This is a genomic window from Staphylococcus parequorum (assembly GCF_039237145.1).
Taxonomy (GTDB): Bacteria; Bacillota; Bacilli; order Staphylococcales; family Staphylococcaceae; genus Staphylococcus; species Staphylococcus equorum_A.
In genome coordinates this window covers 2,217,293-2,239,491 of record NZ_CP150682.1, presented here as the reverse complement: position 1 = coordinate 2,239,491, position 22,199 = coordinate 2,217,293, and the positions used below count along the sequence as shown (strand labels likewise).

Genomic DNA, 22,199 nt, shown 5'->3' with positions numbered 1-22,199 from the left:
AATGAATCCGTTATTATCGTTTAATGCTGTAAGTAAAGCTTATGATGATACACCCATATTAGATAAAATTAATATAGATATTGAGTCAGGTCATTTTTATACATTACTTGGGCCTTCTGGTTGTGGTAAAACAACAATTTTAAAACTTATCGCAGGATTTGAACAAGCCGATGAAGGCGATATTATATATCAAAATCAGTCAATTAATCATATACCAGCAAACAAACGCAAGGTGAATACAGTATTTCAAGACTATGCATTATTTCCGCATTTAAATGTATATGATAATGTTGCTTTTGGATTAAAATTAAAGAAAATGAACAAAAGTGCCATTAATAAAAAAGTGAAAGAAGCATTAAATCTTGTTAAACTCACTGGCTATGAAAATAGAACAATTGAAGGTATGAGTGGGGGGCAAAAACAGCGTATTGCAATTGCACGTGCAATCGTGAATGAGCCAGAAATATTATTATTAGATGAGTCTTTATCAGCACTTGATTTAAAATTAAGAACGCAAATGCAGTATGAATTAAGAGAAATACAATCTAGATTAGGTATAACATTTATTTTTGTTACACATGATCAGGAAGAAGCGTTAGCGCTTAGTGATTATATATTTGTAATGAAAAATGGTAAAATACAACAATTTGGCACGCCAACTGATATATATGACGAACCAGTAAATCGTTTCGTTGCCGATTTCATAGGAGAATCAAATATTATTGTAGGCACAATGATAAAGGACTATATTGTGAATATTTACGGTCAAGATTTAGAATGTGTAGACATGGGTATACCATCACAACAGCATGTAGAAGTAGTGATTAGGCCGGAAGATATATCCTTGATTCAACTGGAGCAAGGTTTATTCGAAGTGACAGTTGTTTCTATGCTTTTCAGAGGTGTACATTATGAAATCAATTGCATTGATAGTAAAGGTTACGAATGGCTGATTCACTCTACTAAAAAAGCAGAACTTAATAGTAAAGTTGGTTTATACTTTGAACCAGAAGCAATTCATATTATGGTACCAGGTGAAAGTGAAGCTGAATTTGATAAGCGTATTGAAAGTTACGAGGAAATCGATTATGCGCAAGATTAATATATTTTTATTTATACCCTATATAATGTGGATGGTTTTATTTATCGTTGTTCCTGTGATGCTTCTTGTTTATTTCTCGTTTATTGATATGCAAGGGCATTTTGGATTGGAAAATTATAAACAGATGATTTCATTGAAATATTTCACGATGATTTGGGACTCGGTATGTTTTGCTGCAGCAATTACGTGTATAACGCTACTTATAAGCTATCCAGCTGCGTATTTTATAAGTTCATCTAAACATCAAAATATATGGTTACTTATACTCATCGTACCAACTTGGATTAATTTACTACTGAAGACCTATGCATTTATAGGCATTTTCAGTCATGATGGTATTATCAATCAAATAATGAATTTTTTACATTTGCCTAAAATGGAATTGTTATTTACTGTTCCTGCTTTTTTAATAGTAGCAAGTTATATTTATATTCCATTTATGATTTTACCTATTTTTAATAGTATGAAGGATATTCCTGAAAATATTTTGCAAGCTTCAAGTGATTTAGGTGCGAATAAGCTAACAACATTTAGAAAAATCATCCTACCACTTACGAAGCAAGGTGTACTGACAGGAATTCAAGTCACGTTTATACCAGCATTGTCGCTTTTTATGATTACGAGACTTATTGCAGGTAATAAAGTGATTAATATTGGGACAGCCATAGAAGAACAATTTCTAGTGATACAAAACTATGGAATGGGTTCAACGATTGCGTTGTTTTTAATCGTATTTATGGCGTTCATCTTAATTATTACGAATACTAATGTTACGAATAGGAAAAGGTGAATCATATGAGATGGTATGGCAAATTATATATCGGTATATTAATTACTATTTTATATGCTCCAATATTATTTTTAATGGTTTATTCGTTTAATGCTGCTGGTAATATGGTTCATTTTGATGGCTTTACTTTGGAACATTATCAATCGTTATTCAATAATGACCGATTAATGTCTGTCATTTTTAATACGATTGGTGTAGCATTATTAGCCGCTGGATGTGCTACTGTAATAGGAACATTAGGTGCAATTGGCTTATATCATTTAAAAAACAAGAAATTAAAAGTTTCATTACTTACATTAAATAATGTTTTAATGGTATCTTCTGATGTTGTTATTGGCGCTTCATTTTTAATTATGTTTACTGCTATAGGACATTTTACTGGTATAGGTCTTGGGTTGATAACGGTACTTATTTCACACATTGCTTTTTGTGTTCCTATTGTGGTAATCATTGTGTTACCTAAATTGTATGAAATGAATAATCATACATTAAACGCGGCTCGTGATTTAGGTGCCACGGAGTTTCAAGTATTGAATAAGGTAATGTTGCCTCATTTAATGCCAGCAATTACCGGGGGCTTTTTTATGGCGTTGACCTATTCATTAGATGATTTCACTGTCAGTTTCTTTGTTACTGGTAATGGATTTAGTGTGCTTTCCGTAGAAGTTTATGCAATGGCAAGAAAAGGTATTAGCATGGAAATTAATGCAATATCTACCATTTTATTTGTTGGTATTATGTTAAGTATACTAGGGTATTATTTTATTAAAAAAATACTTAAGCATAAAAAACAAGTGAAACGGGGTATATTATAATGAAACGTTTTTTACAGTTAATTATAATTTCTATTGTCGTTGGTTTGATATGTTTATTTATCAGCCAAAGATTCACTTCAAAGCAGCACTCTGAGACTGGTGAAAAAATTTATGTTTATAATTGGGGAGAATATATTGATCCTAGTTTATTAAAACAATTCCAAAAGGAAACAGGAATAGAAGTCGTTTATGAAACATTTGATTCAAATGAAGCGATGGAAGCCAAAATTAAAAATGGTGGCACTCATTATGATGTTGCTTTTCCGAGTGACTATACAGTTCAAAAATTGAAAAGACAACAATTGTTATTACCTCTAAATCATGAGAAACTACCTAATATGAAAAATCTTGATGCAGATTATCTTGATATGCCATTTGATGAAGATAATACGTATTCAATACCTTATTTTTTTGGTACTGTAGGTATTATTTACAATAAAAATGTATATCCAAATGATAATTTTGAGTCATGGAATCAGCTTTATAAAGCAAAATATAAAAATGATATATTATTAGTAGATGGTGCGAGAGAAATGATAGGTGTAGCTTTAAATAAATTAGGTTATAGTATAAATGAGACGCATTCGTCATATTTAGCAGAAGCTGAGAAAGATTTAACGCGTTTAGGACCTAATGTTAAAGGCGTGGTAGGTGATGAAATTTCAATGATGTTAGAACAGCATGAAGCAAATATTGCAGTGGTATGGAGCGGTGTTGCAGCTCCAATTGTACAACAAAATGAAGAGTTTGATTATGTAGTTCCAAAAGAAGGTTCAAATCTGTGGTTTGATAATATGGTTATACCTAAGACCACACAAAATAAAGCAGGTGCCTATAAGTTTATGAACTTTTTATTAGATGCTGAACATAGTAAACAAAATACAGAATGGGTGGGCTATGCGACACCTAATAAGGCAGCAAGAACTCAATTGCCTGAAAGCATAAAAAATGATGAACGGTTTTATCCAACAAAGGAAGAACAAGCCAATTTAGAAGTTTATAAAGATTTAGGTGAAGAGGCGTTAAGTGAATATAATGAAAGATTTTTAAATTTTAAAATGTCATTAAAATAAGTCATAGTTAGTAGTTATTTGATCGTTAATTCGATATAATAGTTTGACAAGCAATATAAGGAGTTGTAAAGACATGTCAGGAGAGCAATATACTCAAGTTAGACGTCCGGTGAGTCGACTAGCAGAAAAAGTATTAGGTTGGTTGAGTTGGATATTCTTATTATTACTAACCATTATTACGATGTTTATTGCACTAGTATCTTTTAGTAGTGAAGCATCAATACAAAATTTGGAGACTTCATTGAATGGCAATGATTTTGTTCAACAAATATTAGCGAATAATGGATTAAACACAATCCAATTTGTAATTTGGCTACAAAATGGCGTGTGGGCGATTATAGTATATTTCATTGTCTGCTTGCTTTTATCATTTTTAGCCTTAATTTCAATGAATATAAGAATTTTATCAGGATTCTTATTCTTAATCGCAACGATAGTGACGTTGCCATTAGTGTTGCTATTTGTACCATTAATTATTCCTATCCTATTTTTAATCGTGGCAATCATGATGTTTGCACGAAAAGAAAAAGTAGAAACAGTGCCTGCATATTATGCAGAAGGGTACCAAGGGCGTTATTCAAACTATGAGCAACAATCAGAACCAAACTCACCTCAATATATTGAAAAGCAACAAACTTCTGACGTAGAACAACAAAGTAATGATAATCAATTAAGAAGAGGCGGTTATAGCTCTGAAGTTGCAGAAAAAGTAAACTCTGAAAACAATGCATCTGATGAAGAACCACAAGTACTTTCTAGACAAGCAAAGTATAATTATAAGCAAAGAAAACACAATAATGTTGATGATGACAGTCAAAGTACAGAAGATGATTTCGGTCAAGTTAGCAATGTATATAATGAAGATGGTGAAGCAGTTGCCAACGAAGATCAAAGTAGCAAAGATGCAGTAACGAAGGAGCAACAAGAACAACAAGCTAAAGAAACAGAATTAGAAAATCAACGTATAGTGGAAGAAGAACAACGCCGTAAACAAGAAGCGTATGAAGCGCAACAAAGAAAACAAGCTGAGCAAGAAGAACAACAACGCCGTAAACAAGAAGAGGCTGAAGAAGCTGCTAGATTGAAGCAAGAAAAAGCTGAAGAAAAAGCACGTATTAAACAAGAGAAAAAAGAACGCAGAAAACGTGAAAAAGAAAAACGTAAACAACAACCGAGTGCAGCAAATCAGCGTAGAAAGAATTTTGAAGAACGTAAGAAAATGACTTCACAAGATGTTGAAGAAACACAAGATACAACATCTGAAGAACAAAATGATTCTGAAACAAAAGACAAATCATAATAAAAGTTGTGTTGTTTTATAATAATTCAATTTGGTATTCAACTACTAGACTCGATTGCTCACATAATGTGAGACAATCGGGTTTTTATTTATATCGCTCTAATACAATATAATTTAGCGATAGGTCGTGGTTATTTTTAATTATTCATAAATTTGCTATGATGTAATTAATGAATTTATAGGAGGAAGCATATGAGTAGGAAAGCAGAACGTACCCTAGCATGGATAGCAATTAGTCTTAGTTTAATATACTTATTATTTATGGTTATTGCATATAATTTCATCAACGTACCAGAATTTAAAGAAGTATTTAATGAAATGAACCAACAACAAGGGACAGAAATTACCCCAGGAGCTTTTAAAGCTTCTATCGTACTACAAGGTATCTTTACACTTATTTCAACGATTTTGGCTATTATTGCGGTCTTTACAATTAAAGGTAATCGCATACTAGCAGGATGTTTATTTATTGTTTCGGCTATTATTGGTATATCTGGTGGAAACTTTATCGCAATGATTTTATGGTTAATTGTAGGTATTATGTTATTTGCGAAAAAAGATAACACGAAACAAGGTAATCAAATTAATCAGATGCCAAATTATAATATTTATAATAACGAAAAAGAAAAACAAAAGCCCCAGCAGCAAGACATGGATCCTGAGGCAGAAATGAAACGAAAAAAAGATGATGACCCGTACATTTATTAAATGTTCCTGGCAATCATTTATAAAGATAAATAAGTAATAATAGAAAAAGCACGCGACTTAAATTCATTTTAAGTCGCGTGCTTTTTAGATATTCAGATGAATTATTTATAGAATTTGAGTAATTGTTCGAATGTTTCTTCGAGGAAGTTTAAAAAGACTTTGTCGCTTTCTAATTGTTCGGCATTTGGTGACAATGTACGAGCTACAAAGAACTCACCTTTTTTAACTTCTTTAACGCGATTGAGCGCTTTTGTAATGTCTTCATCTGACATTTCATGAATGTAAATTTTTTCTTGGCTCATATGATCAGGACTAATGCTATAGTCATTTGGTAAATTTTTAAGTGTTTCAAATTGGTCCTCGAAAGCTTTTATTTGTTGTGCTTTGTCTTTTGTTTCATGCATGATACCATACATGACAAATAATTGATTTTCAAACAGACCTATTTGAAAATGTGGTTGCATTTTATAACCGCGTTTATTTGTAGCGAATGCGACCCATGTGTCTTTTGGTGGATTAACTTTTCGACGCGCATGTTTAGCTACGTGTGGATAAAATTTTTCACCGGTTACTGTTTCTAAATATTGTGCAAAATAATCACCTAATTCATTCAGCTGTGGTCGGATACGTTCATTTAACGCTTCCATTCTTGCATCAAGACCATCAACTGTGAATGCTTTGAAATCTCTAGGTTTAAATATGTACTTAGTCATTGGGGCCTCCTGTAAACATTATATACGTCTGTATTGTAGCATAATATAATTGGATTAACATTGTCTTTGCCCATTATGTGCACCTAAAACATAACTTTATAGTGCGCGTGTATAAAAGATAAAATAGGGTATACATGTAAGAAACCATAAAATATTCAAAATATATTTTTATACATATTATTATTAGAAAATAGAAAAGTTGCGCATTAACTTTTTGAGTATTAATTACTGTATAATGAGAAGTGAATAAGGAGCTGATACAATGACTGTTTACGAGTTTGCTAAAGGTCTCATATTAGAGGCAGGGAATAATGTAAAAAAAATAATGAAAGAAGATATAGAAATAGAAACGAAATCAAATCCTAATGATTTAGTGACAAATGTAGATAAAGCTACAGAAAACTATATTTTTGAAAATATTTTACAGACATATCCTCACCACCACGTTATTGGTGAGGAAGGTCATGGCCATGACCTGAATAATGTGTCAGGTGTTGTATGGGTAGTAGATCCAATTGATGGCACATTGAATTTTGTTCATCAAAAAGAAAATTTCGCAATTTCCATTGGTATTTATAATGATGGACAACCTTATGCAGGATTTGTATATGATGTAATGAACGATGCATTATATCATGCTAAGACTGGGGAAGGAGCATTCGAAAATGAAAATCGACTTCCTGAAATAAAATCGACGCCTTTAAGTACAAGTATCATCGGTATCAATCCTAACTGGCTAACCAAACCACGTTTAGGAGAATTATTTAAACCTATAGTAGAAGAATCCAGGAGTGCCAGAGCTTATGGATCAGCTGCTTTAGAAATTATTCATGTCGCAACTGGAAAATTAGCTGGATATATTACACCTAGATTACAACCTTGGGATTTTGCAGGTGGACTCATTGTCTTAAATGAAGTAGGTGGAAAAGGTACAGATTTAATGGGAGACGCATTATCAATTTATGAACCTAGTTCGATTGTAATGGCGAATAAACAATTGCATGCTGAACTCATTGAACAACATTTTCAAAAAAATAATGAAATCATTGGATTATTGCAACAACGTTTAAAAAACAAATAATAAAAGAGCATTTTAGAAGAAAAAACAACCTATGAAAAGCGCCTCAATCCTATTTGTTAGAATTGAGACGCTTTTATAGATTGTATATAAAATTTGACTCGATTATAGCCAATCGTTTTCGCGATATTTCTTTTTTAAAGTGAAACCGTAACCAAATGTTGCAATGAATAATATAAGTGTTAAAATCATCAATGGAACATTTGTTGCAGCTAAACTAAAGCTAAATAAAAGCAAGAATACTACAGCTACTACAGCAAGTACCCAGAATATTGCTTTCGATTTTTTTTGTTGCATACTACCACACCTTTATAGTTTTCTTTAACCAATTATATGATATAATAAAAAAGTTGCAAAGAAAAGTGGGAATTTACTCGAGAAAGGAATTTGTATAAATGACTAATAGAAGAGAAGACGTTCGTAATATAGCTATCATCGCTCACGTTGACCATGGTAAAACAACACTAGTAGATGAGTTATTAAAACAATCAGGAATATTCCGTGAAAATGAACAAGTAGATGAAAGAGCAATGGATTCTAACGATATTGAGAGAGAACGCGGTATCACAATCCTTGCTAAAAATACAGCAGTGAATTATAAAGACAATCGAATTAATATTTTAGATACACCAGGACATGCTGACTTCGGTGGAGAAGTAGAGCGTATCATGAAAATGGTTGATGGTGTTGTACTTGTAGTAGATGCTTATGAAGGAACGATGCCACAAACACGTTTCGTATTGAAAAAAGCATTAGAGCAAAACTTAAAACCAGTTGTAGTTGTAAATAAAATTGATAAACCAGAAGCACGTCCAGAAGGCGTAGTAGATGAAGTATTAGACCTATTTATCGAGTTAGAAGCTTCTGACGAACAATTAGATTTCCCAGTCGTTTACGCGTCAGCTGTAAATGGTACTGCAAGTTTAGATGCAGAAAAACAAGATGAAAACATGCAATCTTTATACGAAACAATTATCGATTATGTACCAGCACCAGTTGATAACAGAGACGAACCATTACAATTCCAAATCGCGCTATTAGACTATAGTGATTATCTAGGACGTATTGGTGTAGGTCGTGTGTTCCGAGGAACAATGCGTGTAGGTGACAGTGTATCTTTAATTAAATTAGACGGAACTGTTAAAAACTTCCGTGTAACAAAAATCTTTGGTTTCTTCGGATTAAAACGTGAAGAAGTTGAGGAAGCATATGCGGCGATTTAATTGCTGTTTCAGGAATGGAAGATATTAACGTTGGTGAAACAGTAACGCCAAGTGACCACCAAGATGCACTTCCTGTATTAAGAATTGATGAACCAACACTTGAAATGACATTTAGAGTTAACAATTCACCATTTGCAGGCCGTGAAGGTGATTATGTAACATCTCGTCAAATTCAAGAACGTCTTGATCAACAATTAGAAACAGACGTTTCATTAAAAGTTACGCCTACTGAAACTCCAGATAAATGGATTGTTGCAGGTCGTGGTGAATTACATTTATCAATCTTAATAGAAAACATGAGACGTGAAGGCTTTGAATTACAAGTATCTAAACCTCAAGTTATTTTAAAAGAGATTGATGGTGTGAAATGTGAACCGTTTGAACGTGTACAATGTGAAGTGCCGCAAGAGTATACAGGTCCTGTAATCGAGTCATTAGGCCAACGTAAAGGTGAAATGCTTGATATGGTTACAACAGATAATGGCTTAACACGCATTCTCTTTATGGTTCCGGCTCGTGGTTTAATTGGTTATACTACAGAATTTATGTCTCAAACTCGTGGTTATGGTATTATTAACCATACATTTGAAGAATTCAGACCACGTGTTAAAGGTCGTATCGGTGGCAGAAGAAACGGTGCACTTGTATCTCTTGATCAAGGTAAAGCTAGTGCTTATGCAATTATGGGCTTAGAAGACCGTGGTACAAACTTCATGGAACCTGGTACTGAAGTATATGAAGGTATGGTTGTTGGTGAACATAACCGTGATAATGACTTAACAGTTAACGTTACAAAAGAAAAAAACCAAACAAACGTACGTTCTGCTAATAAAGACCAAACTGTAAGTATGAAACGCCCAAGAATTTTAACTTTAGAAGAAGCATTACAATTTATCAATGACGATGAACTTGTAGAAGTTACACCAGAAAATATCCGTATTAGAAAAACAGTTCTAGAAAAATCAGCACGTGAAAAAGAATCTAAACGTGTCAAACAAATGATGCAAGATAATGAATAATTAAATAAGATTTAATAAAAGAACCAAACTAGATAATAATTTCTAGTTTGGTTCTTTTATTTTAGAATTGGCATCTAAGATACCACGATTAAGTAAATTAAATATATATTGTTACTAACAACATATGTACATGATGTTTTATAACATATAAAAATAGCTAATCATTTAACAATTTGAGCTGCATTTTGTTACGGCTCATAATTATTGAATAATTAGCTATTATAATTATAAAGTTAGTTTATTAAATTGATGTGATAGAAAACTATGTGTTAAAGATGATTATAAGTCGTTACTTGATTGCGCTGTTTAGGTGTATCAAGTCTACTTTTACACTCATCACACATAAATGTGTGCATCGGATCATTTCTAAGTCTTTTCGCTTCTAATGTATTTTGATCGATAAATACTTCCATATCACAAATAATACATTGAACTTTTTTCATATTTAGATCACCTCAATATGAGTAACATATGCAAATTGGTAAGAATAACCTTCATTTGGAATGTAAACAAAGCTATCTACGCTATAGTCATCATATAATCTTTTACCATCTTTAGCGAATTGGAAAAAGAGGTAAGGTAATAAGTCAATCGGAACCTCGATAGCATCATTTTCATTATATAAACGGATTGCTTTTGCCGAATCATGTGGTTCAGCATTTTTGAAAAAAGGTGCCATATTGATAACAAATGATTGTTCCAATACTGCACGTCTTTTATATTTTATTTCAGAATTTAAAGTTGGTGGATTAGTTTGACCTTCCAAAATTGCACGATTCCATTCACGGTTATCGTCAAAATTGATTGGTTTTGTACCGTCAAATACACCTTTTTCTAAATCTTCAATTTGTACTTTTCTATCATCAAAAATCCAAGTTGTACTATCTAATGATATTGGAAATTTAACTGCGCCCTTAATTTGAATCATAGTCCCACTCCTATTTGTATATCTTATCTATCTTTATAACAAAAATATGTAAAAATGAATTTTTTGTGAATATTTTTCACTTGTAAGTGAACATTTCATATACGCATTGTACTATAAAATTCGTGTTGAAATAAAACGTTTACACAACAGATGCCAGCAGGCTGACGATTCCATAAATAAATATATTTGAGATAAAGATTTCTTTAATATCAATATTATCACAAATAACACGGTTTAGTATATTAAGGAATTCACTTGCTTTTTATGAATCAGTAAGATACACTTCTACATATAAAGTTACAATTGATAGGGGGGAGTATGTCATGGTAAAGAACCAAAAAATGAACAGTGCGGCATATGACCAATTGAATAAAGATGCTGATAGGATTCTCCAACTTATAAAAGTACAAATGGATAATCTGACGTTACCTCAATGCCCGTTATATGAAGAAGTACTCGATACTCAAATGTTTGGATTGCAAAAAGAAGTAGATTTTGCTGTTCAACTCGGTTTAGTCGATATAGAAGTGGGCAAAGATTTAATGCTACGATTAGAAAAAGAACTTTCTAAATTGCATGACGCATTTACTAATGTTTAATATGGTTAAATAAATAGAATTTTTAGCTGGAAAGAGTTTAACCAGCTTTAAAATTACACACAACTTGTATAAGTAGTAACTTCAAAACTACATAACATATTTCAGAGTGGCTGGGACATCAATATATTGTTGATTGCATCGCAGCCATTTTCTTTTGTTTAAAATAGACAAATGACGAAATTAATGGTTAAAATAATGGTATTTAGTGTTATATTTGTTCGAAATATTAGAGTAATGTTTGATATAATGTTAAAAGTGTAATTTATTTTTTATGAAACAGACCCAATATCTTAAGACGATTTACAACAATAAATATCGTTTTAAAGTTACGAATTTGAGCTGGTAATGATAAATGATATTAATAATTAGAATTGGATGATATGTCAAATGAATAACATAAAACAATTTTTTCGATATATTGGTAGAAATGCCAAATTTATTGATTATCCGTTAGTAATTACATATATTTTATTATGTCTAATAGGCTTAGTAATGGTATATAGCGCAAGTATGGTTGCAGCTACAAAAGGTTCATTGACAGGTGGCGTTCCAGTGACTGGGACTTACTTTTATACAAGACAATTAATGTATGTAATCATGAGTTTAATTCTTGTCTTTTTCATGGCATTCTTTATGAATGTCAAATTCCTTGAATCCATCAGATTTCAGAAATGGATGATGATGATAATGGTTGGTTTACTCTTAGCCACTTTACTTGTAGGAAGTAATATTAATGGTTCGAAAAGTTGGCTCAATTTAGGTTTTATGAACCTACAAGCTTCGGAACTATTGAAAATTGCAATCATTGTATATATACCTTATATGATAGAAAAGAAACGACCGAAAGTTTTTAAAGAACCAAAAATATTAGCATCACCGATTATTTTGGCATCAATTTGTATAGCACTTGTACTTTTACAAAGAGATGTAGGACAAACGCTATTAATTTTAATTATCTTCTTTTCAATCATATTTTATGCAGGTATTGGTGTTCAAAAATCACTCAAATATGGTTTGATGATTTTGTTCGGTGTAGTTATTATAGGCTCACTGTTCTTACTATTAGGATTAGTTCCAGATTACTTGACTGCCCGTTTTAGTACATTAACAAATCCATTTAGTAATGAAGAAGGTACTGGGTATCATATCTCTAACTCCTTGATTGCAATCGGAAATGGTGGACTGTTTGGACGAGGGTTAGGTAATAGTATTATGAAATTAGGATACTTACCAGAGCCACATACTGATTTTATCTTTTCGATTATTGCTGAAGAGTTAGGCTTGGTAGGCTGCGTCGTCGTGATATGCTTACTATTCTTTATAGTTTACAGAGCATTTGAACTAGCAAATAAAACTAACTCTTACTTTTACAAGTTGGTTTGTGTAGGTATTGCAAGTTATATCGGTAGTCAAACATTTGTTAACTTAGGTGGTATTTCAGGTACAATTCCGTTAACAGGTGTGCCATTACCATTCATAAGCTTTGGTGGCTCTTCAATGATTAGTTTAAGTATCGCTATGGGTCTACTGCTAATTACAGCGAAACAAATTAAAATCGAAGAATTAAGAAAGAAAAAAGCAAATAAAATTAACAATAATCCAGGGATCTCCAGAAAATCATAAGTTAGTTTGTTATGGTAGTTATGATATAAAAAATGTAATTTGTAAAAGCAAACGTTACAACAGTAAAATGTTGAAAACGTTTGCTTATTTTTATAATTAGACATCTTAATTTTGAAAAACTTAGTGTTTTTAAAGTTAATGATAATAAAAAGTTATCAATTTTAATAATTTTTTATTATAGTTAAGCTATGATATAATTCCATAGAAATGCGCGTATACTACAGTGTTTAGAGACTATCACAGACGGATAAAATTTTATCTATCAGTGATCACAATTCAACCGTTTAAGTAGTTATTCTAGAATATACGAACAAACTTTTATTTGTATACATTGTTCGCATTTTGCTATAATGGTTTCTATATCAAACTTTTTAGAAAATTCAAATTTTAAGGGGGACCATGTTGTGAAAAAAATAAATAAACTTATGGTAGCCAATCGTGGAGAAATAGCAATAAGGATTTTTAGAGCAGCAACTGAGTTAAATGTACAAACAGTTGCGATTTATTCAAATGAAGATAAAGGGTCTTTACATAGATATAAAGCGGATGAATCATACTTAGTAGGCGAAGATTTAGGTCCTGCAGAATCATATTTAGATATTGAACGCATTTTAGAAGTGGCGAAACGTGCCGATGTAGATGCAATTCATCCTGGTTATGGTTTTTTAAGTGAAAATGAAACATTTGCACGCAGATGTCAGGAAGAAGGCATCAAATTTATTGGGCCTCGTGTGGAGCATTTAGATATGTTTGGGGACAAAGTTAAAGCAAGATCAACAGCAATTAAAGCAGATTTAAGAGTTATCCCAGGTACTGATGGACCGATTGATAATCAAAAAGATGCTATAGCTTTTGCAAATGAAGCAGGCTATCCACTTATGATTAAAGCAACAAGTGGTGGCGGTGGTAAAGGCATGCGTATCGTCCATGCAGAAGATGAATTAGAGGACGCATTCCACCGTGCTAAGTCTGAAGCTGAAAAATCATTCGGTAATAGTGAAGTATATATTGAAAAATACATTGATAATCCAAAACATATAGAAGTTCAAATTATCGGAGATGAACATGGCAATATCGTACACTTGTATGAACGTGATTGCTCTGTGCAACGACGTCATCAAAAAGTAGTGGAAGTAGCGCCTTCTGTTGCATTGTCTGATGATTTAAGAGAACAAATTTCTGATGCTGCGATCCAACTTATGGAAAATATAAAATATGTTAACGCAGGTACTGTAGAATTCTTAGTATCAGGAGATGAGTTCTATTTCATAGAAGTGAACCCACGTGTGCAAGTTGAACATACAATTACTGAAATGGTTACAGGTGTGGATATTGTTAAAACTCAAATACTTGTAGCAGACGGCGAAGTATTATTTGATGATGAAATTAGTATGCCAAAACAAAAAGATATTCAAACGTTAGGATACGCTATACAATGTCGTATTACTACTGAAGATCCTACAAATGATTTCATGCCTGATACGGGTAGAATTATAGCTTATCGTTCAAGTGGCGGCTTTGGGGTTAGATTAGACGCTGGTGATGGTTTCCAAGGTGCAGAAATTTCACCATATTATGATTCATTACTTGTGAAACTATCTACGCATGCGATGTCATTTAAACAAGCAAATGAAAAAATGGATCGTTCGTTACAAGAAATGAGAATACGTGGCGTTAAAACCAATGTGCCATTCTTGATTAATGTGATGAGACATGAACAATTTAAAACAGGCGATTATACAACGAAATTTATCGAGAAAACGCCAGAACTTTTTGATATAGCACCAACACTTGACCGTGGTACAAAAACACTAGAATATATAGGTAATGTTTCAATAAATGGTTTCCCTAATGTCGAAAAACGACCAAAGCCAATTTACGAAGTATCTCCAATTCCGAAGATTGCTAAAAAAGAAGTTGATCAATTAGAAGGTACTAAGCAACTATTAGACGCACAAGGACCTAAAGCAGTTGCAGATTGGTTAAAACAACAAGAAGACGTATTAATTACAGACACAACATTTAGAGATGCACATCAATCATTACTTGCTACTCGTGTACGTACGAAAGATATGATGAACATTGCTTCTAAAACTGCAGATGTAATGAAAGATAGCTTTTCATTAGAGATGTGGGGTGGTGCAACATTCGATGTCGCATTTAACTTCTTAAAAGAAAACCCGTGGGAAAGATTGGAAAGATTGAGAAAAGCTGTTCCAAATGTACTATTCCAAATGTTACTACGTGCTTCTAATGCAGTTGGTTATAAAAACTACCCTGACAACGTAATTAAAAAGTTTGTCAAAGAGAGTGCAGACGCTGGAATTGATGTATTCCGCATATTTGATTCATTAAACTGGGTAGATCAAATGAAAATAGCAAACGAAGCAGTACAAGAAGCAGGTAAAATTTCGGAAGGTGCAATTTGTTATACAGGCGATATTTTGAATCCGAATCGTTCTGACCTGTACACGTTAGAATATTATGTGAATATGGCGAAAGAACTTGAGAGAGAAGGATTCCATATTTTAGCGATTAAAGATATGGCCGGCTTATTGAAACCTAAAGCTGCGAACGAGTTAATTGGAGAATTAAAAGCTGCAGTAGATTTACCTATCCATCTGCATACACATGATACAAGTGGCAATGGCATACTTGTTTACAAACAAGCGATAGATGCGGCGTAGATGTCATTGATACTGCTGTAGCGTCAATGAGTGGCTTAACAAGTCAACCAAGTTCTAATTCGTTATATTATGCATTAAACGGTTTTGGTAGAAATGTGCGTGCAGATATTGATGGCATGGAAGAATTATCTCATTATTGGGGTACAGTGCGTCAGTATTATAGTGATTTTGAAAGTGATATTAAATCACCTAATACTGAAATTTACCAACACGAAATGCCAGGTGGACAATATTCAAACTTAAGTCAACAAGCTAAAAGTTTAGGGCTGGGCAATAGATTTAATGAAGTGAAAGAAATGTACAAACGTGTCAACTTCTTATTTGGCGATATTGTAAAAGTAACACCTTCTTCTAAAGTAGTAGGTGATATGGCTCTATACATGGTACAAAATGATTTAGATGAACAAACTATCATCGATGATGGTTATAAATTAGATTTCCCTGAATCTGTTGTATCGTTCTTTAAAGGGGAAATTGGCCAACCAGTAAGTGGCTTTAATAAACAATTGCAAAAAGTCATCTTAAAAGGTCAAACAGCTTTAACAGATAGACCAGGTGAATACCTAGAGCCTGTTGATTTTGAAGCGGTTAGAAAAGAATTAGAAGAGAAACAAGAAAGAGAAGTTACAGAACAAGATATAATCAGTTATGTGTTATATCCAAAAGTTTATGAACAGTTTATCTCAACGCGAGAACAATTTGGTAATGTATCATTATTAGATACGCCAACGTTCTTCTTTGGTATGAGATCTAACGAGACGGTAGAAATTGAAATTGATACAGGTAAGAGACTCATCATCACACTTAAGACGATTACAGAGCCAGATGAAAAAGGTATTCGTACAATTTTCTATGATATGAATGGTCAAGCACGTCGTATCTTCATTCAAGATGAAAACGTCAAGGCAAGTGAAAGTGTGAAACCAAAAGCAGATAAATTAAATCCAAATCATATCGGAGCTCAGATGCCAGGTTCAGTTACTGAAGTCAAAATTTCAGAAGGCGAATCTGTTACGAGCGGTCAAGCTTTATTAATTACAGAAGCAATGAAAATGGAAACAACAATCCAATCACCATTTGATGGTGTGGTTAAGAAGGTTACAGTTCAAAGTGGAGAAGCAATCCAAACAGGTGACTTATTGATTGAAATTGAAAAAGAACCAGTAGATTAAATTAATTATTGTACAATTAAACAGCCGTCAGGTTCCCCTAAATAGGAATCTGACGGCTGTTTTATGTTGGAATTTTTAAAATGTAAGCACAAATAAAAATAAATATATGTAACGCAATTAATGAAAAAACGCTATTTGTAAGAAGGAATAGATATTGATATCAATGCAGTAAGGTGTACTTAATGAATAATATCTATAAAAAAAACCAAATGCCATTTCAGCATTTGGTTTGTCTAAGTACTTTTTTGTTTATTAACCAATAAAAATTATTTATCCGCCACTTCGAATTGTTCGAAGCATTAGTACTATAAAGTATGCGATTAAGCCAAACAATATAGTAATAAATAGCGCATGTAACAAAGCAATGAATAGATTAACATTTGTCATCATAGATAAAGCACCTGTAATAACTTGTAAAACGACTAAGACAAAGGCAGCTGTATAACCAAAACGTATTGTACGATTATGGCTATAATTTTTTACTGCATGGATAAATGTAAGTAATATCCAAATGAAAGCAATTAAAGCCATACCTCTATGCGTAAAGTTTACCCAGTCTTGTACATTATGCGGTATGATATCGTCAAATGGCAGTGGCCATTTACCATATGCTAAGCTGGCTTCTTTGTGTCTTACTAGTGCTCCCGTGTATATAGTTAAATATACAACAATTGCCATAATCCATGTATAAATTCTTAATGGCTTTCTGATAAATAGCTCATCAGCTTCATATTTTCGATCAATTTCAAAAATAATTAAAGTTAAGACAAACACTGATGAGAATGAAATCAATGAAATACCAAAGTGTAAAGCTAACGTATAAGAATTTTGTTGCCACATTACTGCTGCTGCACCAACAAGCGCTTGGATGACTAAGAATCCAACACTTATAATACTTAACGGTTTTACTTCTTTAATATAACCAATATGTTTCCAAGCAACTATCGCTAACCATAAGACAACAAGCATGGATATGCCTGAAACTGCACGGTGACTTAATTCAATCAACGTTTGAATTGGTAAATTTTGAGGTAAAAATGCACCATGACATAATGGCCAGTCAGAGCCACATCCATCTGCTGAACCAGTCTTGGTAACTAAGGCACCACCCAATTGAACAAAAGCCATAATGAGTGTTGCTAAAACAGATAACCATTTTAGGTTTTTTTTGCTAAACAAGAATTAACCCCCCACTTATATGTAAAACTCTTGAGACACTAAATTACATTCAGTTGTAACATCATTTGTCGTAATTATTGTAATTATTAATCTCGAAAAGACATACTTATAAAATTTAAATAAATCTTAACTAACATTATAACAAGAAATATAGATTAAATTGTGTCACAAAAATGACTATTTGTGAAAGTCGTTAAAGTGTCACAAATAACTTTACATAAATGTAGTCAATAACACAAATTTAATATATCATTGTATTATATGAAAAAAATAGGAGGGAAATTATGAACAAAGAACAAACTTTGTCACATAATTCTAGTCGTGTAACTTTTAAAGAGTTACAGCAAATCATCAAAATGGGGCTTGTACAAGGAAACTTACTACCCGCATTTGCTGGTTCATGGCTTGCAATTGTGTTGGCGAATCATTCCTTCCTCTCGTCAATACCACAAATCTTAATGATGTTGGTGGGCTCTACGTTAATTATGGGGGGCGCATGTGCTTTAAATAATTACTATGATCAAGATATTGACAGTATCATGCCAAGTAAACAACAGAGACCAACAGTTAATGAGAGAATCTCAGAAAGAAATTTATTGATTCTCAGTTTTGGAATGATGCTTATAGGGGAGGCATTACTATTTGCGTTAAACATACCTTCGGGAGTAATTGGCTTGATAGGCATCGTTGGGTATGTTTCATTTTATTCTATTTGGTCTAAACGTCATACAGTTTGGAATACAGTCATTGGTAGTTTTCCAGGTGCAGTGCCACCATTAATTGGTTGGACTGCAATCGAAGGAAACCTCAGTTTGGTAGCAGTAGCACTATTCTTAGTAGTATTCTGTTGGCAACCAGTTCATTTTTATGCGTTAGCAATTAAACGTAAAGATGAATATTCATTAGCAAATATCCCAATGCTACCATCTGTTAAAGGGTTTAGCCGTACGAGAGTGAGCATGTTTATATGGCTTGTATTCTTACTACCACTACCATTTTTACTTAGCACATTAGGCACAACGTTTATTGTGATAGCAACATTGTTAAATTTAGGTTGGGTATATATGTGGTTAACAAGCTTTAAGAAAGATTTAGATCAAACGAAATGGGCGACAAAAATGTTCGTTTATTCATTGAATTATTTAGTAGTATTCTTTGTGCTCGTTGTCGTCGTGTCATTAATTCAAATGTTCTAATAATTAATAATGAGGATGTAATATATGAATTTACCAATTTTACCTACTTTAAGTACAAGTTTTATAGTTATTAGTGCTATCTTAGTTGCAATAGGTTGGCGCAAAATTTGGAAAAGAGAAATCGAAAGTCATAAAAAAGTAATGCTAAGTGCGGCATTTTTTGCACTCGCGTTCTTTATCATTTATGCTTCGAGAACGATTTTCGTTGGTAACACTGCTTTCGGCGGTCCTGATTCAATGAAGATTTATTACACTATATTCTTAGTATTCCATATCAACTTAGCAACAATTGGCGCAATTTTAGGTGTATCACAAATTATCACGGCCTTTAAAGAGAAATTTAAAGTGCATAGATTTGTCGGTCCAATTGCATCAATTGTATGGTTCTTCACTGCAATCACTGGTTTAGCAGTATACGCATTACTTTATGTAATCTATCCTGGCGGAGAAACAACATCGCTAATCAAAGCAACGTTTGGATTATAACTAATGTTTAAATGACTGTTAGTCATTTTACGGAAAGATTTTCGGCATATAATAAAAATGGTAAGCAATCAAATTTTGATTGCTTACCATTTTTTTAGTTACAGTGATATAGTTAATAAACAATAATACTAGAGATTCAGTCTAATTATTCAAGTATCGTATTAAGTGTTTAGCAGTTACAGAATCTTTAGTATCTAATAATCCTTTTGGTTGTCCTTCATATAGTAATTGTCCGCCTTGGCCACCAGCATAAGGACCGATATCAATAATCCAGTCTGCATGCGTCATCATGGTTAGGTTATGTTCTATAACTACTACTGTGTTGTTGTCATCAATGAGTTGATTAAAACAGTCTAATAATATAGGTATGTCATCTTCATGTAATCCTGTTGTAGGTTCATCGAAGACAAAAGTGTGGTGATTTACAGTACGTGTTAAATATTTACTTAGTTTCACACGTTGAACTTCGCCACCTGACAAGGTATTTAACGTTTGACCTAATGTCATATAATTAAGACCTGTGGATTTTAAAGCATTCAAAGGTGTTGAGATATTGTGTTTTGAATGGAAAAATTCAATTGCTTCATCTACAGTTAGCGCAAGAATATCTGCGATGGAATAACCTGCTACTTTAGCGTCAAGCACTTCTGGTTTATATCTTAGTCCGTTACAAACATCACACGTTTGAGTGAAATCTGGCATAAATGCAAGTTCGGTTTTTAAAATACCTTTACCATGGCACTCTGGACAAGCGCCTTCTGAATTATAACTAAACATAGATTTTTTTAATCCTGTTTCTTCACTGAAATAGCTTCGAACTTCATCAAATATATTTAAATAAGTGAGTAAGTTAGAACGACTTGAAGCATGCACAGGTTTTTGATCAATAAAAATAGTGTCTTGTAACTGCTCTAATCCTTCATGAATTAAAGAACTTTTGCCGGAACCTGCGACACCAGTCACTACAGTCATAGCCTCTTCTGGTATTTGAGTTGAAATATTTTTCAAATTATTACGAGATATATTAGATAGCTTAATAAAATGTTGGCGCTTTCTAGGTTGTGATTTAAGCTTATGCATTCTTCGTAAGGCAACGCCTGTACTGGTAGTTGATTTTAATAAAGCATTATAAGACCCAGTAAATGTAATCTCGCCACCATTTTTTCCAGCAAGTGGGCCTAAATCTATGACATGGTCAGCAATACGTATAACATCAGGGTCATGTTCAACGACCAACACAGTATTACCTTTGTCTTTTAAAGATTGTATGATTTCATTTATACGTTGTATGTCATCAGGATGTAAACCAACACTAGGCTCATCTATAATGTACACTAAATCACTTAAAGGGCTATTAAGGTGTCTTATTAATTTAATGCGCTGTGATTCACCACCTGAAAGCGTGGTAGTTTCTCTAGATAAAGTTAAGTAATTAAGCCCAATATAACTTAAAGATTGTAACTGTTGTTGTAGTGGTTTAATGATGACACGCGCTTTATCTGAATGAATGTTTTTAATGAAATCTAATGCATCATCAATGGATAATTGAGTGAAATCTGCGATGTCAAAATCATTAATTTTACATTTTAAAATATCTGGATGTAATCTTTTTCCATGACATTTCGGACATTCTTTTGAAGTCACGACACGATCTATGGCTTCTCTAAATTTATTTTTTTCAAAATTATCATTGAGTAAAAAAGAACGTCTGAAGCGATGAATTAAACCTTCGAATTTGGCTGTCTTAGGCCAATTATCAGGCGGGTTTTTCAGTTTAGTAGGCTTTGTGTACAGCAACGTATCAAGTTCTGCTTGTGTATAATCTTTTAATTTTTTATCATTATCAAATAACCCTGTATATAAATAACGCTTTCCTCTCCAACTATCTGGTCTAAAAGAGGGGAATCGTATCGCATCTTCATTTAAAGATTTATTAAAATCTAACAACTCATTTAAATCTATGTCCTCCACATATCCTAGACCTGAGCATGTATCGCACATTCCTTTAGGATTGTTAAATGAGAATATGTCAGAGTAACCCACAAAAGGTTCTCCGATTCGAGACCATAATAATCTCACTGAAGCGTATATATCAGATATTGTTCCTACTGTTGAACGTGAATTACCACCTAGTCGTTTTTGGTTGATAATCATCGCAACTGGTAGGTGTTCAATCAAATCTACTTTTGGTTTTGAATATTGAGTTAATTGATGTTGTATATATGTAGAATATGTCTCGTTTAAAAGACGTTCTGACTCGGCAGCAATTGTATTAAATACTAATGAAGATTTTCCTGAACCTGAGCGACCAGTAAAAACCGTTATTTGATGCTTTGGTATATCGACAGAAATATCTTTTAAATTGTTTTGCTTTGCGCCGTGAATACGAATTGTTGTCATGACTTTCACCTCTCAATTATAACTATACCCGAAAAAAGATGATGTATCACTTGTATCGCTGAATCGTAAAAATGTGTATTTTGAATGACCTGTGCTAATCTTAACAAA

General features: G+C 32.8%; 17 protein-coding genes and 2 pseudogenes. 13 read left to right on the top strand and 6 right to left on the bottom strand.

Translation table 11 applies throughout. The features are described 5' to 3' along the window. Position 1: 1 nt before the first annotated feature. The 6 genes from AAA453_RS11000 (at position 2) to AAA453_RS10975 (ending at position 5,788) form a co-directional block, all read left to right on the top strand. Positions 2–1,102: an ABC transporter ATP-binding protein gene (locus tag AAA453_RS11000; RefSeq protein ID WP_427704978.1), complete on the top strand. Its 1,101-nt coding sequence runs from the start codon at positions 2–4 to the stop codon at positions 1,100–1,102. Further along, the gene (locus AAA453_RS10995; RefSeq protein ID WP_427704976.1) at positions 1,089–1,892 is read left to right on the top strand and encodes an ABC transporter permease; all 804 of its coding nucleotides are present in this window, start codon (positions 1,089–1,091) and stop codon (positions 1,890–1,892) included. The genes AAA453_RS11000 and AAA453_RS10995 overlap by 14 nt, the downstream gene beginning before the upstream one ends. Before the next feature lie 5 nt (positions 1,893–1,897). Continuing rightward, positions 1,898–2,707 carry an ABC transporter permease gene (locus AAA453_RS10990; protein WP_285322965.1) on the top strand — a complete coding sequence of 270 codons (810 nt, stop codon included), beginning with the start codon at positions 1,898–1,900 and terminating at the stop codon, positions 2,705–2,707. Next, positions 2,707–3,780: an ABC transporter substrate-binding protein gene (locus AAA453_RS10985; RefSeq protein WP_427704973.1), complete on the top strand. Its 1,074-nt coding sequence runs from the start codon at positions 2,707–2,709 to the stop codon at positions 3,778–3,780. Before AAA453_RS10990 ends, AAA453_RS10985 begins: the two co-directional genes overlap by 1 nt. 73 nt (positions 3,781–3,853) lie before the next feature. Then, positions 3,854–5,080, top strand: a complete 1,227-nt coding sequence (gene auxB / locus AAA453_RS10980; protein WP_427704971.1) for a lipoteichoic acid stability factor AuxB — start codon at positions 3,854–3,856, stop codon at positions 5,078–5,080. A 192-nt stretch (positions 5,081–5,272) separates the two neighbouring features. Next, on the top strand, positions 5,273–5,788 hold the full coding sequence (locus AAA453_RS10975; RefSeq protein ID WP_427704969.1) for a DUF4064 domain-containing protein: 516 nt from the start codon (positions 5,273–5,275) through the stop codon (positions 5,786–5,788). 101 nt (positions 5,789–5,889) lie between these two features. Here AAA453_RS10975 and AAA453_RS10970 read toward each other — a convergent pair whose 3' ends face one another. Continuing rightward, a complete protein-coding gene (locus AAA453_RS10970; RefSeq protein WP_427704966.1) occupies positions 5,890–6,501 on the bottom strand; it encodes a YktB family protein in 612 nt (203 codons plus the stop codon). A gap of 262 nt (positions 6,502–6,763) precedes the next feature. Here AAA453_RS10970 and AAA453_RS10965 point away from each other — a divergent pair, with 262 nt between their 5' ends. Next, positions 6,764–7,582 (top strand): inositol monophosphatase family protein, encoded by an 819-nt coding sequence (locus AAA453_RS10965; RefSeq protein WP_427704963.1) that lies wholly within the window; start codon positions 6,764–6,766, stop codon positions 7,580–7,582. Positions 7,583–7,684: 102 nt separating this feature from the next. Here AAA453_RS10965 and AAA453_RS10960 read toward each other — a convergent pair whose 3' ends face one another. Beyond that, entirely contained in the window at positions 7,685–7,876 is a 192-nt protein-coding gene (locus AAA453_RS10960; protein ID WP_002507991.1) for a DUF5325 family protein, read from the bottom strand. 98 nt (positions 7,877–7,974) lie between these two features. On the opposite strand from AAA453_RS10960, the pseudogene typA reads away from it, so the two are divergent. After that, positions 7,975–9,821: pseudogene (typA, locus tag AAA453_RS10955) on the top strand (translational GTPase TypA). Positions 9,822–10,090: 269 nt separating this feature from the next. Here typA and AAA453_RS10950 read toward each other — a convergent pair. Further along, positions 10,091–10,264 (bottom strand): DUF2197 domain-containing protein, encoded by a 174-nt coding sequence (locus tag AAA453_RS10950; protein WP_081325282.1) that lies wholly within the window; start codon positions 10,262–10,264, stop codon positions 10,091–10,093. Positions 10,265–10,266: 2 nt separating this feature from the next. Continuing rightward, positions 10,267–10,749, bottom strand: coding sequence for a hypothetical protein (locus AAA453_RS10945; RefSeq protein ID WP_285322970.1), 483 nt, complete (start codon positions 10,747–10,749; stop codon positions 10,267–10,269). A 323-nt stretch (positions 10,750–11,072) separates the two neighbouring features. On the opposite strand from AAA453_RS10945, the gene AAA453_RS10940 reads away from it, so the two are divergent. The 3 genes and pseudogenes from AAA453_RS10940 (at position 11,073) to AAA453_RS10930 (ending at position 16,830) form a co-directional block, all read left to right on the top strand. Then, positions 11,073–11,348: a YlaN family protein gene (locus tag AAA453_RS10940; RefSeq protein ID WP_069832442.1), complete on the top strand. Its 276-nt coding sequence runs from the start codon at positions 11,073–11,075 to the stop codon at positions 11,346–11,348. Between the two features lie 387 nt (positions 11,349–11,735). Then, complete coding sequence (gene ftsW / locus AAA453_RS10935) at positions 11,736–12,971, top strand: cell division peptidoglycan polymerase FtsW (protein WP_427704961.1); 1,236 nt, start codon at positions 11,736–11,738, stop codon at positions 12,969–12,971. Between the two features lie 404 nt (positions 12,972–13,375). Further along, a pseudogene (locus tag AAA453_RS10930) lies at positions 13,376–16,830 on the top strand (pyruvate carboxylase). Positions 16,831–17,100: 270 nt separating this feature from the next. Here AAA453_RS10930 and AAA453_RS10925 read toward each other — a convergent pair. Beyond that, positions 17,101–18,009: a COX15/CtaA family protein gene (locus tag AAA453_RS10925; protein ID WP_427704959.1), complete on the bottom strand. Its 909-nt coding sequence runs from the start codon at positions 18,007–18,009 to the stop codon at positions 17,101–17,103. Between the two features lie 284 nt (positions 18,010–18,293). Here AAA453_RS10925 and cyoE point away from each other — a divergent pair, with 284 nt between their 5' ends. Together cyoE and AAA453_RS10915 are read left to right on the top strand one after the other, a co-directional pair. Next, positions 18,294–19,205: a heme o synthase gene (gene cyoE, locus AAA453_RS10920; RefSeq protein ID WP_069816361.1), complete on the top strand. Its 912-nt coding sequence runs from the start codon at positions 18,294–18,296 to the stop codon at positions 19,203–19,205. Between the two features lie 24 nt (positions 19,206–19,229). Further along, complete coding sequence (locus tag AAA453_RS10915) at positions 19,230–19,691, top strand: DUF420 domain-containing protein (protein WP_069816359.1); 462 nt, start codon at positions 19,230–19,232, stop codon at positions 19,689–19,691. Between the two features lie 141 nt (positions 19,692–19,832). Here AAA453_RS10915 and AAA453_RS10910 read toward each other — a convergent pair whose 3' ends face one another. Beyond that, entirely contained in the window at positions 19,833–22,091 is a 2,259-nt protein-coding gene (locus AAA453_RS10910; RefSeq protein WP_427704956.1) for an ATP-binding cassette domain-containing protein, read from the bottom strand. Positions 22,092–22,199: the final 108 nt, after the last annotated feature.

What these genes read in the sequence shown, in the direction of transcription:
- AAA453_RS11000 (WP_427704978.1), top strand. Translation starts at nt 2, where the DNA reads ATGAATCCGTTATTATCGTTTAATGCTGTAAGTAAAGCTTATGATGAT.
- AAA453_RS10995 (WP_427704976.1), top strand. Translation starts at nt 1,089, where the DNA reads ATGCGCAAGATTAATATATTTTTATTTATACCCTATATAATGTGGATG.
- AAA453_RS10990 (WP_285322965.1), top strand. Translation starts at nt 1,898, where the DNA reads ATGAGATGGTATGGCAAATTATATATCGGTATATTAATTACTATTTTA.
- AAA453_RS10985 (WP_427704973.1), top strand. Translation starts at nt 2,707, where the DNA reads ATGAAACGTTTTTTACAGTTAATTATAATTTCTATTGTCGTTGGTTTG.
- auxB (WP_427704971.1), top strand. Translation starts at nt 3,854, where the DNA reads ATGTCAGGAGAGCAATATACTCAAGTTAGACGTCCGGTGAGTCGACTA.
- AAA453_RS10975 (WP_427704969.1), top strand. Translation starts at nt 5,273, where the DNA reads ATGAGTAGGAAAGCAGAACGTACCCTAGCATGGATAGCAATTAGTCTT.
- AAA453_RS10970 (WP_427704966.1), bottom strand. Translation starts at nt 6,501, where the DNA reads ATGACTAAGTACATATTTAAACCTAGAGATTTCAAAGCATTCACAGTT.
- AAA453_RS10965 (WP_427704963.1), top strand. Translation starts at nt 6,764, where the DNA reads ATGACTGTTTACGAGTTTGCTAAAGGTCTCATATTAGAGGCAGGGAAT.
- AAA453_RS10960 (WP_002507991.1), bottom strand. Translation starts at nt 7,876, where the DNA reads ATGCAACAAAAAAAATCGAAAGCAATATTCTGGGTACTTGCTGTAGTA.
- AAA453_RS10950 (WP_081325282.1), bottom strand. Translation starts at nt 10,264, where the DNA reads ATGAAAAAAGTTCAATGTATTATTTGTGATATGGAAGTATTTATCGAT.
- AAA453_RS10945 (WP_285322970.1), bottom strand. Translation starts at nt 10,749, where the DNA reads ATGATTCAAATTAAGGGCGCAGTTAAATTTCCAATATCATTAGATAGT.
- AAA453_RS10940 (WP_069832442.1), top strand. Translation starts at nt 11,073, where the DNA reads ATGGTAAAGAACCAAAAAATGAACAGTGCGGCATATGACCAATTGAAT.
- ftsW (WP_427704961.1), top strand. Translation starts at nt 11,736, where the DNA reads ATGAATAACATAAAACAATTTTTTCGATATATTGGTAGAAATGCCAAA.
- cyoE (WP_069816361.1), top strand. Translation starts at nt 18,294, where the DNA reads ATGAACAAAGAACAAACTTTGTCACATAATTCTAGTCGTGTAACTTTT.
- AAA453_RS10915 (WP_069816359.1), top strand. Translation starts at nt 19,230, where the DNA reads ATGAATTTACCAATTTTACCTACTTTAAGTACAAGTTTTATAGTTATT.
- AAA453_RS10910 (WP_427704956.1), bottom strand. Translation starts at nt 22,091, where the DNA reads ATGACAACAATTCGTATTCACGGCGCAAAGCAAAACAATTTAAAAGAT.